17 protein-coding genes are annotated in these 16,411 nt (G+C 60.6%); 10 read left to right on the forward strand and 7 right to left on the reverse strand.

Going from position 1 to position 16,411, the window contains the following annotated elements:
• Positions 1–597 carry a septation protein A gene (locus PSUM_RS14570; RefSeq protein WP_083348423.1) on the reverse strand — a complete coding sequence of 199 codons (597 nt, stop codon included), beginning with the start codon at positions 595–597 and terminating at the stop codon, positions 1–3.
• A gap of 87 nt (positions 598–684) precedes the next feature.
• Here PSUM_RS14570 and PSUM_RS14575 point away from each other — a divergent pair, with 87 nt between their 5' ends.
• From PSUM_RS14575 to arfB, 7 genes are all read left to right on the forward strand, one after another.
• Complete coding sequence (locus PSUM_RS14575; protein ID WP_020795371.1) at positions 685–1,548, forward strand: PHP domain-containing protein; 864 nt, start codon at positions 685–687, stop codon at positions 1,546–1,548.
• Between the two features lie 13 nt (positions 1,549–1,561).
• On the forward strand, positions 1,562–2,191 hold the full coding sequence (locus PSUM_RS14580; protein WP_033041944.1) for an L-threonylcarbamoyladenylate synthase: 630 nt from the start codon (positions 1,562–1,564) through the stop codon (positions 2,189–2,191).
• Positions 2,192–3,010: a segregation and condensation protein A gene (locus PSUM_RS14585; RefSeq protein ID WP_007984128.1), complete on the forward strand. Its 819-nt coding sequence runs from the start codon at positions 2,192–2,194 to the stop codon at positions 3,008–3,010. It begins immediately after the preceding gene.
• A gap of 11 nt (positions 3,011–3,021) precedes the next feature.
• Positions 3,022–3,975, forward strand: coding sequence for an SMC-Scp complex subunit ScpB (gene scpB / locus PSUM_RS14590; RefSeq protein ID WP_020795369.1), 954 nt, complete (start codon positions 3,022–3,024; stop codon positions 3,973–3,975).
• A gap of 249 nt (positions 3,976–4,224) precedes the next feature.
• The gene (rluB, locus tag PSUM_RS14595) at positions 4,225–5,442 is read left to right on the forward strand and encodes a 23S rRNA pseudouridine(2605) synthase RluB (protein ID WP_083348424.1); all 1,218 of its coding nucleotides are present in this window, start codon (positions 4,225–4,227) and stop codon (positions 5,440–5,442) included.
• An 851-nt stretch (positions 5,443–6,293) separates the two neighbouring features.
• Entirely contained in the window at positions 6,294–7,706 is a 1,413-nt protein-coding gene (locus tag PSUM_RS14600) for an amino acid permease (RefSeq protein WP_033041237.1), read from the forward strand.
• Positions 7,707–7,925: 219 nt separating this feature from the next.
• Complete coding sequence (gene arfB, locus PSUM_RS14605) at positions 7,926–8,339, forward strand: alternative ribosome rescue aminoacyl-tRNA hydrolase ArfB (RefSeq protein WP_008055510.1); 414 nt, start codon at positions 7,926–7,928, stop codon at positions 8,337–8,339.
• On the opposite strand, the gene PSUM_RS14610 is transcribed toward arfB, so the two are convergent.
• The 6 genes from PSUM_RS14610 to phhA all read right to left on the reverse strand — a co-directional run bounded on the left by PSUM_RS14610 (position 8,336) and on the right by phhA (position 12,674).
• Complete coding sequence (locus PSUM_RS14610) at positions 8,336–9,535, reverse strand: MFS transporter (RefSeq protein ID WP_020796928.1); 1,200 nt, start codon at positions 9,533–9,535, stop codon at positions 8,336–8,338. The two genes, arfB and PSUM_RS14610, sit on opposite strands and share 4 nt — an antisense overlap.
• Before the next feature lie 103 nt (positions 9,536–9,638).
• A complete protein-coding gene (locus PSUM_RS14615; protein ID WP_020796929.1) occupies positions 9,639–9,821 on the reverse strand; it encodes a hypothetical protein in 183 nt (60 codons plus the stop codon).
• Positions 9,822–9,895: 74 nt separating this feature from the next.
• Positions 9,896–10,027, reverse strand: a complete 132-nt coding sequence (locus PSUM_RS32375; RefSeq protein WP_020796930.1) for a hypothetical protein — start codon at positions 10,025–10,027, stop codon at positions 9,896–9,898.
• A 201-nt stretch (positions 10,028–10,228) separates the two neighbouring features.
• Positions 10,229–11,422 carry an amino acid aminotransferase gene (locus tag PSUM_RS14620; RefSeq protein WP_033043361.1) on the reverse strand — a complete coding sequence of 398 codons (1,194 nt, stop codon included), beginning with the start codon at positions 11,420–11,422 and terminating at the stop codon, positions 10,229–10,231.
• On the reverse strand, positions 11,422–11,778 hold the full coding sequence (locus PSUM_RS14625) for a 4a-hydroxytetrahydrobiopterin dehydratase (RefSeq protein WP_083348425.1): 357 nt from the start codon (positions 11,776–11,778) through the stop codon (positions 11,422–11,424). Before PSUM_RS14625 ends, PSUM_RS14620 begins: the two co-directional genes overlap by 1 nt.
• 104 nt (positions 11,779–11,882) lie before the next feature.
• Positions 11,883–12,674, reverse strand: coding sequence for a phenylalanine 4-monooxygenase (gene phhA, locus PSUM_RS14630; RefSeq protein ID WP_020796932.1), 792 nt, complete (start codon positions 12,672–12,674; stop codon positions 11,883–11,885).
• A gap of 277 nt (positions 12,675–12,951) precedes the next feature.
• Here phhA and PSUM_RS14635 point away from each other — a divergent pair, with 277 nt between their 5' ends.
• From PSUM_RS14635 to flgG, 3 genes are all read left to right on the forward strand, one after another.
• Positions 12,952–14,511, forward strand: a complete 1,560-nt coding sequence (locus PSUM_RS14635; RefSeq protein ID WP_020796934.1) for a sigma-54-dependent phenylalanine hydroxylase transcriptional regulator PhhR — start codon at positions 12,952–12,954, stop codon at positions 14,509–14,511.
• A 322-nt stretch (positions 14,512–14,833) separates the two neighbouring features.
• Positions 14,834–15,574 (forward strand): flagellar basal body rod protein FlgF, encoded by a 741-nt coding sequence (locus tag PSUM_RS14640; RefSeq protein WP_020796936.1) that lies wholly within the window; start codon positions 14,834–14,836, stop codon positions 15,572–15,574.
• A 45-nt stretch (positions 15,575–15,619) separates the two neighbouring features.
• Positions 15,620–16,405, forward strand: a complete 786-nt coding sequence (gene flgG, locus PSUM_RS14645; RefSeq protein ID WP_008055493.1) for a flagellar basal-body rod protein FlgG — start codon at positions 15,620–15,622, stop codon at positions 16,403–16,405.
• Positions 16,406–16,411: the final 6 nt, after the last annotated feature.

Raw genomic sequence — 16,411 nt, forward strand, 5'->3', positions numbered from 1 at the left:
TCAGTCCTCGGTTTTCGGCGTTGTGGTATCGGCGTCGTGCAGGTGGCGGGACAGGTAGATGCCCTGGCCGACCAGGAACAGCAAAGTCATGCCCAGGCTGCCGAAGACCTTGAAGTCGACCCAGTAGCTCTGGAAGGTGAACGCGACGAACAGGTTGGCGGCGCCGCAAAACAGGAAGAACGCGATCCAGGCGATGTTCAGGCGCATCCAGACCGGCTCAGGCAGGGTCAGCGCATGGCCCATGATGCGTTTGATCAGCAGTTCGTCACCGATGAAGTGGCTGCCGATGAAAGCCAGGGCGAACAGCCAGTTGACCACCGGGGCTTTCCATTTCAGGAAGGTCTCGCTGTGGAAGGCCAGGGTCAGGCTGCCGAAGACCAGGCAGGCGATGAGGGTCAGCCACTGGCTCTTCTCCAGCTTGCGCTGCTTGATGAACAGCGTGCCGTAGACCACCAGGGAGCTGATGATCAGCATCGCGGTGGCACTGTAGATACCGCCTACAGTGACCTCGTGGCCGGCAATGTCGACGACCCGTGGATCGATTTTGAAGACGATGAAAAACAGCAGGAGCGGGATGAAATCGATGAATTGTTTCACAGTGGCAGCCAGAAGCAGGATGTGGCGGCATAATAACAAACATATGGGCGCGCGATAGCGCCAGCTGATTTGAGGTTACAAAGCCCTGTGAATGTTGATTTGCACTGCCATAGCACGGCCTCCGATGGCGCCCTGGCGCCTGCGGTTCTGGTTGCGCGTGCATTCGAGAAAGGCGTGCGAGTCCTGGCCTTGACCGATCACGACACCCTTGAAGGCCTCGACGAGGCCCGTCACGCTGCGAATGCGCTGGGGATGCAACTGGTCAACGGCGTCGAGTTGTCCTGCACCTGGGGCGGCGCGACCATTCACGTTCTGGGCTACGGCTTCGACGTCGATGCCGCGCCGTTGGTCGAGGCGATTGCCAGGTTGCGCGATGGGCGCTGGCTACGCTCCGAGGAAATCAGCCGCAAACTGGCGCTCAAGGGCATGCCGGGTGCGCTGGACGGCGCAAGGGAAGTCCAGCAGGCCTTGGGAGATAGCGGTAACGCACCGGCCCGCCCGCACTTCGCCGACTGGATGGTGCGCGAAGGTTTCGTCAAGGATCGCGCCGAAGCGTTCCGCAAATGGCTGGGCGCCGGCAAGCTGGGAGACGTCAAGCAGCATTGGCCGACCCTGGACGAAACCGTCGAGACCCTGCGCGCGGCCAAGGCCTGGGTCAGCCTGGCCCATCCCTGGCATTACGAATTCACTCGCAGCAAGCGTCGCCGCCTGATTGCCGACTATATTCAAGCAGGGGGCCACGCAATCGAGGTGGTCAATGGCTATCAGCCTGCCGAACAAGTGGGCAGCCTCGCGATCCTGGCCCGCGAGTTCGGTCTGCTGGTCAGCGCCGGCAGTGATTTTCATGGCCCTGGAGGCTGGTCCGAGATCGGTGAATACCGCCCGCTCCCGGAGGATCTGCCACCACTGTGGTGTCGATTCAAACATGACCCAATTATTGCCGCCGTCTGAACAGGTAGAGAATGTGAGTCAATTTTTCCAGATTCATCCGGAAAACCCGCAAGCGCGCCTGATCAAGCAGGCTGTCGAGATCATCCGCAAGGGCGGGGTGGTGATTTATCCCACGGACTCCTCCTACGCAATCGGTTGCCAGATCGGCGACAAGGTCGCCGTGGAGCGCGTTCGCCGCCTGCGTCAGCTCGACGAAAAACACAACTTTGCGTTGATCTGCAGCGATCTGTCGCAACTGGGTCTGTTCGCCAAGATCGATACGGGCACTTTCCGCATTCTCAAGGCCCATCTTCCGGGGCCCTACACCTTCATCCTCAATGCCACCCGCGAAGTCCCGCGACTGCTGTTGCATCCGAAGAAGCGCACCATCGGCCTGCGGGTGCCGAGCCATCCCATTGCCCTGGCGCTGCTGGAAGAGCTGGGCGAACCGCTGATGAGCGTGACGTTGATCATGCCGGGCGATGATGACCCGATGACCGATCCCTACGAAATGCGCCAGTTGCTCGAGCATCAGGTGGACCTGATCATCGATGGCGGCTTCGGCGGGATCAAGGCGTCCACCGTGATCAACCTCGCCGATGGCGAACCGGAAGTGATCCGTGTCGGTTGCGGTGACCCTGCGCCGTTCATGGTCGAGGCCTAGATGTCCGCAGTGGAACCCGTCGACAGCCAGGCCGGCGCCCAGCAAGAGCTGCCCTTCGCCATGGTCTATGGCCAGGCGGTCATGGAAATGCCGCTGGACCTGTACATTCCGCCGGATGCGCTGGAAGTCTTTCTCGAAGCCTTCGAAGGCCCGCTCGACCTGCTGCTGTACCTGATCCGCAAACAGAACATCAATATCCTCGATATTCCGGTGGCGGAAATCACCCGGCAGTACATGGGATATGTCGAGTTGATGCAGTCGGTGCGCCTGGAACTGGCGGCCGAATACCTGGTGATGGCCGCGATGCTGGCCGAGATCAAGTCGCGGATGCTGCTGCCACGGGCTGAAACCGTCGAAGACGAGGAAGAAGACCCGCGCGCCGAACTGATCCGCCGCTTGCAGGAATACGAGCGTTTCAAGGCCGCCGCCGAAGGTATCGACGGCTTAAGCCGGGTCGGTCGCGACGTGGTCGTGCCCAAGCTCGATGCCCCGGAGGCGCGGGCGCGCAAACTGTTGCCGGATGTGCGTTTGTCAGAGTTGCTGCTGTCCATGGCCGAGGTGCTGCGCCGGGGCGACATGTTCGAAAGCCATCAGGTCAGCCGCGAGGCGCTGTCCACCCGCGAACGCATGAGCGATGTGCTGGAACGGCTGAAGGGCGGCGGTTTTGTGCCGTTTGTCGAGCTTTTCACCGCCGAGGAAGGGCGCCTGGGGGTTGTCGTGACCTTCATGGCGATCCTCGAACTGGTCAAGGAATCCTTGGTCGAGCTGGTGCAGAATGAGCCGTTCGCCGCGATCCACGTCCGAGCACGAGCCGAATAACGAGTCCAATCATGAACCTGAGTGAACCCCGCGAGCTGGCGCCACTGCTCGAAGCCTTTCTGTTGGCCTCCGGAAAACCGCAATCGTTGGAGCGCCTGTTCGAGCTCTTCGAAGAGGCCGAGCGCCCGGAACCGGCGGTATTCAAGAAAGCGCTGACTATTCTGGGCAAGTCGTGCGATGGCCGCGCGTACGAGTTGAAGGAAGTTGCGTCCGGCTATCGCCTGCAAATCCGTGAGAAGTTTTCGCCGTGGGTCGGGCGTTTGTGGGAAGAGCGGCCGCAGCGTTACTCGCGGGCCATGCTCGAAACCATTGCCTTGATCGCCTATCGCCAGCCGATCACGCGGGGCGAAATCGAGGATGTGCGGGGCGTGGCGGTCAACAGCCAGATCGTCAAGACCCTGATGGAACGTGAGTGGATCCGCATCGTCGGTTACCGCGACGTACCGGGCAAGCCGGCGATGTTCGCCACCACCAAGGCGTTCCTCGATCACTTCAACCTGAAAAACCTCGATGACCTGCCGCCGCTGGCCGAGGTGCGCGAATTGGAGCCTGATCCGGTGCTCGATTTCGACGACGCGCCAGTACCCGCCGGGCTGCAGGAGCTGGCCGATGCCAGCGCCGAACCGGAAGAACCCAAGGAAGAGACCAGTTTTCATACGCTGTTGCTGGAACTGGACAGCATGGAGGAGGGGATCAAGACCGACTTCGATGATTTGTTGCGTGATGGTGATGCGCCGCAGACTGATCCAGAGGCGATCGACATCGAGCCGGAGCCGGTGGATCTTCGGGCTGAAGCTGAGCCCGAGCAGGAAGACGACATCCTCGGCGTTGCCGAGGCCCGTGAAAAACTGCTGGCTGCCGTCGCCGCCCTGGAACAGCCGAAACCCGAGCTTAGCGACGAGGAAGCCGAAGCATTGGCCCTGGCCGAAGCCATCGAAGCCGAACGCCGCGAGCTTGAAGATTGAAGATTGAAAAGATCGCAGCCTGCGGCAGCTCCTACAGGAATCGCATTCCAAATGTAGGAGCTGCCGCAGGCTGCGATCTTTTGATCTTGATGTTAATAGCGTGTCACCGGTCGGCGGAAAAATCAGTAAGTCACGTTCCATCAGCTACTCTCTGATGCGCAAACGCCCGCATGCGCGTATGATTCGCGACCCTTCGGCGATCCCTTCGCCCTAGTACCCAGTTTTCAGAACACACCGGGAGGTGCCCAGATGAGTATCAAAGACCAGAAAGACGACCAGGAAATCGGCCCAGCAGGCGAAAAACTGCAGAAAGTCCTCGCCCGTATCGGCGTCGGCTCGCGCCGTGACGTGGAAGCCTGGATCAGCCACGGCCGGATCAAGGTCAACGGCAAAGACGCCACCCTTGGCCAGCGCGTCGACATGCACGACGCCATCACCATCGATGGCAAGGTGATCAAGCGTGAAGAGGCCGCCGAGGCGGTCCGCCGCGTGATCATGTACAACAAGCCCGATGGCGAAATCTGCACCCGCGTCGACCCGGAAGGCCGTCCGACCGTGTTTGACAAGATGCCGCGTCCGAAAGAAGGTCGCTGGATCAACATCGGTCGCCTGGACATCAACACCACCGGCCTGCTGATGTTCACCACCGACGGTGAGCTGGCCAACCGCCTGATGCACCCTTCCTACGAAATGGACCGTGAATACGCGGTACGTGTGCGTGGCGAAGTCGACGACGAGATGATCGAGCGTCTGAAAGCTGGCGTGGTCCTCGAAGACGGCCCGGCCAAGTTCACCGACATCAAGCAAGCGCCGGGCGGCGAAGGTTTCAACCACTGGTACCACTGCGTGGTGATGGAAGGTCGCAACCGCGAAGTTCGTCGCCTGTGGGAGTCCCAGGGCCTGGTGGTCAGCCGTCTGAAGCGCGTGCGTTTTGGTCCGGTGTTCCTCAATTCGGACCTGCCGATGGGCCGCTGGCGTGAAATGAGCCAGTACGAAGTCGACATCCTGAGTGCCGAAGTTGGCCTGGCGCCGGTGGCGATGCCGCAGATGAACGCCAAGAGCAAAGACAAGCTTGACCGGATGCAGCGTAAATCGTCGCGTCCAATGGCCAAGACCGAGCGCGTACGTACCCTGCGTCCAGCCACTGGTGCCGCCGCACCGGCCTCGCCGCGTGCCAACCGCGAACCGCAGATCGAAGGCGAGCGTCCAGCACGCAAGCCAGCCGCCCGTCAGGACGGCGAACGCGGTCCACGCACACCACGTCCGGCCAATGGCCGTACCGAGCGTGGCGAAGGTCGTGGTACGCCGGTAGCCGATCGTCCAGCCGACACCAAGCGCCCGGCCAAGCCGGCATCGAAGCGTCCAGGCATCAGCCTGGTCGAGGGTGACAAGCCGTCGGGCAAGCGCCGCGGCGCGCCGGCCAGTTCCGGCCAGCGTCCGGGGTTTGGTCGTCGTAAGCCGGAGTAATCGGTAAGCGCTTCATGAAAAACGCCAACCTTCGGGTTGGCGTTTTTTTGCGCCTGGCTTTAGCCCGGTGGTGTTTTTGAGGGCGCCTTCGCGAGCAGGCTCGCTCCCACAAGGGATCACATTTCCATGAAACAACGCAGTCTCCTGTGGGAGCGAGCCTGCTCGCGAAAGCGCCAGTTGCAGCACCGAGGTGTCCGAAGTGGAAAGCCAAAATTACATGCTGTAAAGATTTCATGACGAAATCCACAGGTAAAACCCATGAAATCGCCTTTCTCTTGATCCCGTAAGAAAATGCTTACGCTTCATTCTCTCAGATCCTTCTTCCACCGCTCTATCCCGCTTGTTTCCCGATCCCGTGCAAGGTGTCATGCGCGCCATGCCTGTCGTGCAGGTGCATAACAAAAAGGAGGCGCAATGACCGCCGCAATCCGTTTCCAGCTCTCATCGGGGGCCGGTTTTTACGCCGTCCCCGCCCGTGACCTGCAAAGGTCTGACGTCCTTTTTGCTGCCACCCGATCGCTTCGGGGTGGACACATGCAATCCCGGCTACCGACACGCTGATCCAGCGGGGTCTGGCAGCAGGGGGTTACAGGTGTACAATGCGCCGCGTTTTACCTGTGACCTCCTGCGCATCTGCGCAAACCTCAAGGCTATCCGCCTTGTTCACTCCGCCGCGCCACAAGCGTGTCGGGTTCGATTTCGTCACAGATAAAAACAAACAGGTGACGCATGACCGTTGTAAATACGCTGAACTCCTGGTGCCTGCGCTGGGGTTTGATCGACGCTGCTTAACGTCCTTCTGAGTAGCAACGTCAACTGAACATCATCAAACCTTGCGTGAGACCCTTTTCATGAGTGGACAAAACTCGCATTCAGGCGAGCTGAAACGCGGCCTGAAAAATCGCCACATTCAACTGATTGCCCTCGGTGGCGCCATCGGTACCGGTCTGTTCCTCGGCTCGGCCGGGGTACTGAAATCCGCCGGGCCGTCGATGATCCTCGGCTACGCCATCTGCGGCTTCATCGCCTTCATGATCATGCGCCAGCTGGGCGAAATGATCGTCGAAGATCCGGTGGCCGGCTCCTTCAGCCATTTCGCGCATAAGTACTGGGGCGGCTTTGCCGGCTTCCTGTCGGGCTGGAACTGCTGGATCCTGTACATCCTGGTCGGCATGTCGGAGCTGACGGCGGTCGGCAAATACATCCACTACTGGGCGCCGGACATCCCGACCTGGGCCTCCGCAGCCGCTTTCTTTGTGCTGATCAACGCCATCAACCTGGCCAACGTCAAAGTCTTTGGCGAGGCCGAGTTCTGGTTCGCGATCATCAAGGTCGTGGCGATCGTCGGCATGATTGCCTTGGGCAGCTACCTGTTAGTCAGCGGCAACGGCGGCCCGCAAGCGGCGGTCAGCAACCTGTGGTCCCACGGCGGCTTCTTCCCTAATGGGATCACCGGCCTGGTAATGGCCATGGCGTTCATCATGTTTTCCTTCGGCGGCCTGGAAATGCTCGGTTTCACCGCAGCCGAAGCCGACAAGCCGAAAACCGTGATCCCCAAAGCGATCAACCAGGTGATCTACCGCATCCTGATTTTCTACATCGGTGCGTTGGTGATCCTGCTGTCGTTGACCCCGTGGGACAGCCTGCTGACCACCCTGAACGCCTCCGGTGATTCCTACAGCGGCAGCCCGTTCGTGCAAGTGTTCTCGATGCTGGGCAGCAACACCGCTGCGCACATCCTCAACTTCGTGGTCCTGACCGCGGCCTTGTCGGTGTACAACAGCGGCACCTACTGCAACAGCCGCATGCTGCTGGGCATGGCCGAGCAGGGCGATGCGCCGAAAGCACTGGCGAAGATCGACAAGCGCGGCGTGCCGGTGCGTTCGATCCTGGCCTCGGCCGCCGTGACCCTGATCGCGGTACTGCTGAACTACCTGATCCCGCACAGCGCGCTTGAGTTGCTGATGTCGCTGGTAGTGGCCACGCTGGTGATCAACTGGGCGATGATCAGCTACTCGCACTTCAAGTTCCGCCAGCACATGAACAAGACCAAACAGACGCCGCTGTTCAAGGCCTTTTGGTATCCGTACGGCAACTACATCTGCCTGGCGTTCGTGTTGTTCATTCTTGGCGTGATGTTGTTGATTCCGGGGATCCAGACGTCGGTGTACGCGATTCCGGTGTGGCTGGTGTTCATGTGGGTCTGCTACGGCATCAAGAACAAGCGCCATGCACAGCGCGCCTTGCAAGCAGCCGTGGAGTAACGCTGCACAGAAACAACAAACCCGGCCATGTGCCGGGTTTGTTTTTTTCAGGGTTCACACAAGACCCTGTGGGAGCGAGCCTGCTCGCGAAGGGGCCCTGTCAGTTGACATCACTGTTGCCTGGCACGCCGCCTTCGCGAGCAGGCTCGCTCCCACAAGGTCCGTATTCCTCCCACCTATTCGCGGTATCCTGCACCCTCTGATTACGGACGCTTTTCCATGCTGGTGATTTCCAACAACGTGCATCTGCCGGATGCCGAGATCGAATTGACGGCCATTCGCGCCCAAGGGGCCGGTGGGCAGAACGTCAACAAGGTTTCCAGCGCCGTGCACCTGCGCTTCGACATTCCGGCCTCGTCCTTGCCCGAGTTCTACAAGGAGCGGCTGCTGGCGCTGCGCGACAGCCGCATCACCAGCGAAGGCGTGCTGATCATCAAGGCCCAGCAATACCGGACCCAGGAGCAGAACCGCGCCGACGCGCTGGAGCGTTTGGTCGAGTTGATCCAGAGCGCTACCAAGGTCGAGAAGAAACGCCGGCCGACCAAGCCGACCCTCGGCTCGAAAACTCGTCGGCTTGAATCCAAGAGCAAGCGCGGCAACATCAAGGCCGGGCGCGGCAAGGTGGATTTCTAGCCAGCGTCTCGCGCTTGTCGATGCCTTGGGGCTTGCCGATACAGGTAGATGCAGAGCATCAGACTGCTTAGCGCGGCAATGGCGGCGAACAGGAAGATCGAGGCAAAGCCGAATCCCGCCGCAATCGCACCGGCCAACGGCCCGGTGATCCCCAGTGACAAGTCGATGAACAGCGAATAGGCGCCGACCGCCGCACCACGACTGGAGGCCGGCACCAGGTTGACCGCTTCGACACCCAGTGCCGGGAACACCAGCGAGAAACCAAAACCGCTCAATGCCGCGCCCGCCAACGCCCAATGCGCATCGGGTGCCAGCCACAGCAGTAACAGGCCGAGGGTTTCCACCGACAGGCAGGCAATCGCCACGCGAAAACCGCCAAGGCGATTGATCAGGTTGCCAAACAGCAGGCGCGCACCGATGAAACTCGCTCCGAACAGGCTCAAGCACAACACGGCGTTGTCCCAGTGCTGGGTGGCGTAATACAGGGTGATGAAGGTGGCGATGGTGCCAAAGCCAATCGAGCCCAGGGCGAGGCCGCAACCGTGGGGCAAGACCCGACCGAGCACGTGCATGAACGGCAAGCGTTCACCGACAACGATGGGCGCGGCGGTTTTCGGCCACGCCAGCAGCAGGCCAAGTACTGCCAGCAGCACAATGCTCACGCCCATGCTCCACAAGCCCATCTGCTTGACCAGCAACACGCCCAAGGGCGCGCCCACCGCCAATGCGCCGTAACTGGCGATGCCGTTCCATGAGATGACCTTGGCGGTGTTCGCCGCGCCGACCCGGCCGATGCCCCAGCCAATCGAGCCGGAACCCACCAGGCTTTCGGCGCTGCCGAGCACCAGGCGGCCGATCAGCAAACTGATCAGGCTGAGCATCGGCAGGCTTTGGGTCCAGGCCGATAGCAGCATGAACACGCCGCTCAAGCCACAGCCCGCCAGGCCATACATGACCGCCAGTTTGCTGCCCTTGTTGTCGATGATTTTCCCGGCGTAGGGGCGGCTGAGCAGGGTGGCCAGGTACTGCACGCTGATCACCAGCCCGGCGATTACGGCGCCAAAGCCCAGGTCGCTATGGACATAGCCTGGCAGTACCGCCAAGGGAATGCCGATGTTGAGGTAGCCGATGAAGGTAAACAGGACGATGGAAACGACTTGCAGCGTGACCGCCAGGGGGCGCTGTTGTTCAGGCATGGGTAAAGGTCCACGGGAAAGCAGGATAGATAGGCTGCTTATGATAGCGGCGCGAGCGGCTGCCGGTCGTGGAAAAAGTAAAACTATTTGCCGGACGGATAGATCAGGGCTTGGCAGGCGCTACCAGTTGCGTGGTGACCAGGGCGGCCAGGGCATTTTCTTCGCTGCCGAAGCGGGCGAGCAGGGCGGCTTGTTTTTCGGGGGAGAGGCGATTCCAGATTTCGATCATTTTCTCGGCGGTGCCGATCAGGACACTGGCTTGGGCTTCGGAAAATTCGTCGGTCATGGCGCGGGCTCACTGTTCAGGCGGTGTGGAAAGCGCATGTTAGCGCTTTCCACACAGTCTGTGCGGCGGGTGTGTCAGTCTTCGCTGTCAGCCTGGCGGCAGTCAGTGGCTTCTTTCGGCTCGGGCTGTTGGGCACCGGCTTGTTGCGTGGTCGTCTGCTCAGGTACGTGCAGGCTTGGGAAGGGGAGATTAGGAATCTCGTGCATGGTCGCGCTCCTCGCTAAGTCTGTTGATAGATCTGGTCGATCCGCGCTTTCAAAAAAGCCTTGGCAGGATACAGGAGTAAAAATGACAAATAGACTTTTATATCTATTTGTTTCGACGAATGGGATTGTCTAGACAGGTAGTGAAGAACGTGGCAGTCGATCGTTCCCACGCTCTGCGTGGGAATGATCAGTGAAGGAGAGTTATTTGCAGACTTTCGCGATGGCTTCGGCCAACAGGTCAAGACGCGACGCATCGATCCCCGCCACGTTCGCCCTGCCCGAGCTGACCATGTACACGCTGTGGTTATCCCGCAGGTCTTTCACTTGTTCAGGTGACAGCCCGGTGTAGGAAAACATCCCGCGCTGCACGCCGATGTGCGCAAAGCGCTCACGCAAACCGTAGGCCTCCAGCGCTTCGAGCAAACCGCTGCGCAGTTGTGCAATGCGCAAGCGCATGGTTTCCACTTCGTCGGCCCAGAGGTTTTTCAGCTCCGGGTCGCCGAGGATGGTCGCCACCACGGCAGCGCCGTGATCGGGCGGCGTCGACCACAGGTTGCGGGCGATGTTGGCCAGTTGGCTGCGGATGTCGGTCAGCTTGTCCGCAGATTTCGCGCAGACAATCAGTGCCCCGGTGCGGTCGCGGTACAGGCCGAAGTTCTTCGAGCAGGAACTGGTGATCAGGACTTCCGGCAATTCGGCGGCAAACAGTCGAGTCGACCACGCGTCCTGCTCCAGGCCGTCGCCGAAGCCTTGGTAGGCGAAGTCGATCAGCGGCAGCAACTCGCGCCGACGCACCACCTCCAGCACCCGGCGCCAGTCATCATGGGACAGATCGAAGCCGGTCGGGTTGTGGCAGCAGGCGTGCAACAGCACCACGTCGCCCTTGGGGGCTTCATTGAGCACGGCAAGCATCGCATCGACGTCGAGACGGTTGTCGCTGCCCACGTACGGGTAATGGCTGACCTTGACCTTGGCCGCGGCGAAAATGGTTTCGTGGATCGGCCAGGTCGGATTGCTCAGCCAGACCCCACGGCCTGGCAGGCACTGGGCGATGAAGTCGGCACTCAAGCGCAACGCCCCGGTGCCGCCCGGGGTCTGGGTGGCGCCGGCGCGCTGTTCGGCGATCAGCTTCGAGTCGGCGCCGAGCACCAACTCGTTGATGACTTTGCCAAAAGCCGGGTCGCCATGACCGCCGATGTAGGTCTTGGTGGTCTGGCGATCCACCAGTCGCGCCTCAGCGAGTTTCACGGCCTGGGGAATCGAGGTCAGGCCCTGGGCGTCTTTATAGACACCCACGCCAAGGTCGAATTTTCGCGGGTTGGGGTCCTGCGCATAGGCCTCCATCAGGCCGAGGATCGGGTCGCCGGGCACCCGGCCGATGGCGTCGAAATGCATTATTTGCGGCCCTCGGCGTCCTTCGCCACAACGTCTGTGCGCGCCGCCATGATGAAGTCGTTGCGGTGCAGGCCCTTGATCGAGTGGCTCCACCAGGTCACGGTGACTTTGCCCCACTCGGTCAGCAGGCCAGGGTGATGGCCTTCGGCCTCGGAGATTTCACCGACGGCGTTGGTGAACGCCAGGGCGTGCTTGAAGTTCTTGAACAGGAAAACCTTTTCCAGCTGCATGATGCCGTCGCGAACTTCGATGTTCCAGTCGGGGATCTGCTTGATCAGGATCGGCAGTTCTTCGTCGCTGACTTGTGGGGCGTCGGCGCGGCAGGCTTCGCAGTGGGCTTGGGTTAATGCGGTCATGATGGGTTCCTGAAATCGTATTATTGGAATTCGGCCGTCAATGTCACCACGCTAAAGCAAAGCGTCGGTTCCGGACAGGCTCACTTGATGCTAAAAGCTGCGGATCACGCGGCTTTTGGTTTTGGCGGAAATTTTGGCGCGTGCAGACCCATCTGCATCGCTTGCTTGACCATGCCCATGATGTCTTCGTGGGCCAGGTCGAACAGGCGCTTGAGGTTCGGCAGCACAAAATACAGCGGTTGCAAAATGTCGATCCGGTAAGGCGTGCGCATGCACTCCAGCGGATCGAATGCCTGGCGCTCAGGCTCATCCGACAGGCAATAAACGGTTTCCTTGGGCGAAGAAAGGATGCCGCCACCGTAGATGCGCTGGCCTTGCGGGGTGTCGAGCAGACCGAATTCGATCGTCATCCAGTACAGGCGCGCCAGGTACACGCGCTCTTCCTTGGAAGCCTGCAGCCCAAGTTTGCCGTAGGTGTGGGTGAATTCAGCGAACCAGGGGTTGGTCAGCAAAGGGCAGTGGCCGAAAATCTCGTGGAAAATGTCCGGCTCTTGCAGGTAATCCAGCTCTTCGCGGGTTCGAATGAAGGTAGCCACTGGAAACTGCTTGCTGGCGAGCAACTCAAAAAAGGTCTGGAAGGGAATCAGCGCCGGAACGCGGGCGACTTGCCAGCCGGTGGTTTCACCGAGGACCTTGTTGATCTCGCCCAGTTGCGGAATGCGGTCGTGGGGCAGACCGAGTTTTTCGATACCGTCCAGGTATTCCTGGCACGCACGCCCTTCGATCACTTTCAGTTGGCGAGTGATCAGCGTGTTCCACACCGCGTGTTCTTCAGCGGTGTAGTCGATAAAACCTTGCGCATCGGGCTCACGAGCCACGTATTGCGTCTGCTTCATGCTGCTCTCCTGCTAGGGGATCCGTTCTTGTTATGTACTGCTTTGGACCTAGGAATACCCCAACAATTGCTTCGATGCAGCCGGTGGAACGCGTCCTGTGCGGGAAATTCACGGTCAATTCGTAAAGTTTTCGTTACGTATTGGGCGTCATCGCGTAGATGTTGAGATTGGCGGGTAGGAAAAGCCCTTCACCTGTCACATAATCTTGACGACAAAGTGAGCGTTCCTGCAGAAAAAATCCTGCGAGGGGCCTCTTCATCACTGTCCAGGCCTCTATATGCGTATCAAAGTCCACTGCCAGAACCGCATCGGCATCCTGCGCGACATTCTCAACCTGTTGGTCGAGTACGGCATCAACGTCGCTCGGGGCGAAGTGGGGGGCGAGCATGGCAATGCCATTTACCTGCACTGTCCGAACCTGATCAATATCCAGTTCCAGGCGCTGCGTCCGAAATTCGAAGCGATTGCCGGGGTGTTCGGTGTCAAGCGCGTAGGGCTGATGCCCAGTGAGCGTCGGCACATGGAGCTCAATGCGTTGCTCGGCGCGCTGGAGTTTCCGGTGCTGTCGATCGACATGGGCGGTTCGATCGTCGCGGCCAACCGCGCGGCGGCGCAGTTGCTGGGCGTGCGGGTGGATGAAGTGCCGGGGATTCCCTTGTCGCGTTACGCCGAGGATTTCGACTTGCCCGAGCTGGTGCGCGCCAACAAATCGCGGATCAACGGGCTGCGGGTCAAGGTCAAGGGCGATGTGTTCCTGGCCGACATCGCGCCCCTGCAATCGGAACATGACGACAGCGAAGCCATGGCCGGGGCGGTGTTGACCCTGCACCGTGCCGACCGGGTGGGCGAGCGCATCTATAACGTGCGCAAGCAGGAGTTGCGCGGCTTCGACAGCATCTTTCAAAGCTCGAAGGTGATGGCGGCAGTGGTGCGCGAAGCCCGGCGCATGGCACCACTCGATGCACCGCTATTGATAGAAGGCGAAACCGGTACCGGTAAAGAGCTGTTGGCACGCGCCTGCCACCTGGCCAGCCCGCGTGGGCAATCGCCGCTGATGGCGCTCAATTGCGCCGGCCTGCCGGAGTCCATGGCCGAGACCGAGTTGTTCGGCTATGGCCCTGGTGCCTTCGAGGGCGCCCGGGCCGAGGGTAAGCTCGGCCTGTTGGAATTGACGGCCGGCGGTACGTTGTTTCTCGATGGTGTCGGGGAAATGAGCCCGCGGTTGCAGGTGAAACTGCTGCGTTTCCTGCAGGATGGCTGCTTCCGTCGCGTCGGCAGCGATGAGGAGGTTTACCTCGATGTGCGGGTGATTTGCGCGACCCAGGTCGACCTGTCCGAACTCTGTGCCCGCGGCGAGTTTCGCCAGGACCTGTATCACCGTTTGAACGTGCTGTCGTTGCACATCCCCCCGCTGCGAGAATGCCTCGACGGCCTGACGCCGCTGGTGGAGCACTTTCTCGATCAGGCCAGCCGGCAGATCGGTTGCCCGCTGCCGAAACTCGCACCCGCGGCCATGGACCGGCTGAGCCATTACCATTGGCCGGGTAACGTACGGCAACTGGAAAACGTGCTGTTCCAGGCGGTCTCCCTGTGCGATGGCGGGACGGTCAAGGCCGAGCATATTCGTCTGCCGGATTATGGCGTGCGTCAGCCACTTGGCGACTTTTCGCTGGAGGGTGGGCTGGACGAGATTGTCGGGCGCTTTGAGAAAGCGGTGCTGGAGCGTTTGTATTCCGAGCATCCGAGCAGTCGGCAACTGGGTAAAAGGCTGGGGGTTTCGCATACCACCATTGCCAACAAGTTGCGTGATTATGAGGTGGGCAAGACAGAGTCCTAGCTGATTTTTGCGGTGATAGCGCACGCCTCTTCGCGAGCAGGCTCGCTCCCACAGGGGATCTTCAGTGCGCCGCAGATCCAATGTGGGAGCGAGCCTGCTCGCGAAGGCGGCGGTGGCCATCGCCCAAGGCCAAGCCTTGCCACCGACCGGCACGACACCGCCGGTTTTTCGTCTCTGACACAATCCCCCATTTCCCTCTAAATACCCTCAAGTCCTTTATTTGCCGGGCTTCGCGCCACCAAAAACAACTTGGTCTGCAAATTGCTTATGCCACGTCAGTACAGCATCGGGCGGCAAACGTCCGGCAGGCAGAGGAAAGCGTGTGGACAAGTACCTTTATGTGGCAATGACCGGCGCCAGCCAGAATGCGCTGGCGCAAAAGGCTCATGCCAACAACCTGGCGAACATCTCTACCAGCGGCTTCCAGAAAGACCTGGAGCAGGCCCGCTCGATGCCGGTGTTCGGCGACAGCTTTCCGGCGCGCGCGTTTGCCTTGTCCGAGCGCCCGGCCACCGACTTTACCCCTGGCTCCCTGGTACAGACCGGGCGCGACCTGGATGTCGCCGTGCAGGGCAGTGGCTGGCTGGCGGTGCAGAACCCCGATGGCGGCGAAAGCTACGTGCGTACCGGCAGTCTGGTGGTGGACGCCTTGGGCGTACTGCGCGCTGGCAATGGCATGCCGGTGATCGGCAATGGCGGACCGATTGCCGTGCCGCCCGAACAGCAGATCGAAGTCGGCGAGGACGGCACCATCAGCATCCGGGCGATGGGCGAAGGCCCGCGCGTCATGGCCGAAGTCGATCGCATCAAGCTGGTCAACCCGGACATCAAGAACATGACCAAGGGCCTGGACGGTTCGATCCACACCAAGGACGGTGCACCTGCGCAAGCCGATGCTGGCGTCAAGCTGGTGTCCGGTTTCCTTGAGTCGAGCAACGTCAATGCCGTGGACGAGATGACCCAGGTGCTGGCCCTGTCGAAGCAGTTCGAGCTGCACATCAAGATGATGAACACCGCCAAAGAAGACGACCAGGCCATGGCTCGGGTCTTGCAGATCAGCTAATTACCAGAACGTCGCGCCGTAAAACAGGCGCACGAGGAGAATCGAATGCTTCCGGCTCTATGGGTTGCCAAAACCGGCCTGTCCGCCCAGGACACCAACCTGACCACCATTTCCAACAACCTGGCCAACGTGTCGACCACGGGTTTCAAGCGTGACCGCGCCGAGTTCCAGGACTTGCTGTACCAGATCAAGCGTCAGCCAGGGGCCCAGTCGACCCAGGACAGCGAACTGCCATCGGGCCTGCAACTGGGTACCGGTGTGCGCATTGTCGGCACCCAGAAAAACTTCAACGCCGGCAGCCTGCAAACCACCGAGCAACCCCTGGACATGGCCATCGACGGTCGCGGCTTCTTCCAGATCCTGCAGCCGGACGGCACCACGTCCTACACCCGTGACGGTACGTTCCACCTGGACTCCAACGGCCAGATCGTCAACGCCAGCGGCTTTGCCCTGGAGCCGGCAATCGTCATTCCGAACGACGCCCAGACCTTCACCGTGGGCAAGGACGGCACCGTGTCCATCACCGTCGCCGGCAACCCGGCTTCCCAGGTGATCGGCAACCTGCAGACCGCCGACTTCATCAACCCGGCCGGCTTGCAAGCGGTGGGCAACAACCTGTTCCTGGAAACCGCCGCCAGTGGCGCGCCGCAAGTTGGCACCCCGGGCCTCGCCGGTTTCGGCACCACGCTGCAGAACACCCTGGAAACTTCCAACGTCAGCACCGTTGAAGAGATGGTCAACATGATCACCACCCAACGCGCCTACGAGATGAACTCCAAGGTGATCTCCACCGCCGACCAGATGCTCTCGTTCGTAACGCAGAATCTGTAATCAAGT

This window comes from Pseudomonas umsongensis (genome assembly GCF_002236105.1).
In the GTDB taxonomy this organism is placed as follows: domain Bacteria; phylum Pseudomonadota; class Gammaproteobacteria; order Pseudomonadales; family Pseudomonadaceae; genus Aquipseudomonas; species Aquipseudomonas umsongensis.

Bases quoted from the DNA above. Each gene is read 5' to 3' on its own strand.
- PSUM_RS14585 (WP_007984128.1), top strand. From the start codon at position 2,192: ATGTCCGCAGTGGAACCCGTCGACAGCCAGGCCGGCGCCCAGCAAGAG.
- scpB (WP_020795369.1), top strand. From the start codon at position 3,022: ATGAACCTGAGTGAACCCCGCGAGCTGGCGCCACTGCTCGAAGCCTTT.
- rluB (WP_083348424.1), top strand. From the start codon at position 4,225: ATGAGTATCAAAGACCAGAAAGACGACCAGGAAATCGGCCCAGCAGGC.
- PSUM_RS14600 (WP_033041237.1), top strand. From the start codon at position 6,294: ATGAGTGGACAAAACTCGCATTCAGGCGAGCTGAAACGCGGCCTGAAA.
- arfB (WP_008055510.1), top strand. From the start codon at position 7,926: ATGCTGGTGATTTCCAACAACGTGCATCTGCCGGATGCCGAGATCGAA.
- PSUM_RS14610 (WP_020796928.1), bottom strand. From the start codon at position 9,535: ATGCCTGAACAACAGCGCCCCCTGGCGGTCACGCTGCAAGTCGTTTCC.
- PSUM_RS14615 (WP_020796929.1), bottom strand. From the start codon at position 9,821: ATGACCGACGAATTTTCCGAAGCCCAAGCCAGTGTCCTGATCGGCACC.
- PSUM_RS32375 (WP_020796930.1), bottom strand. From the start codon at position 10,027: ATGCACGAGATTCCTAATCTCCCCTTCCCAAGCCTGCACGTACCTGAG.
- PSUM_RS14620 (WP_033043361.1), bottom strand. From the start codon at position 11,422: ATGCATTTCGACGCCATCGGCCGGGTGCCCGGCGACCCGATCCTCGGC.
- PSUM_RS14625 (WP_083348425.1), bottom strand. From the start codon at position 11,778: ATGACCGCATTAACCCAAGCCCACTGCGAAGCCTGCCGCGCCGACGCC.
- phhA (WP_020796932.1), bottom strand. From the start codon at position 12,674: ATGAAGCAGACGCAATACGTGGCTCGTGAGCCCGATGCGCAAGGTTTT.
- PSUM_RS14635 (WP_020796934.1), top strand. From the start codon at position 12,952: ATGCGTATCAAAGTCCACTGCCAGAACCGCATCGGCATCCTGCGCGAC.
- flgG (WP_008055493.1), top strand. From the start codon at position 15,620: ATGCTTCCGGCTCTATGGGTTGCCAAAACCGGCCTGTCCGCCCAGGAC.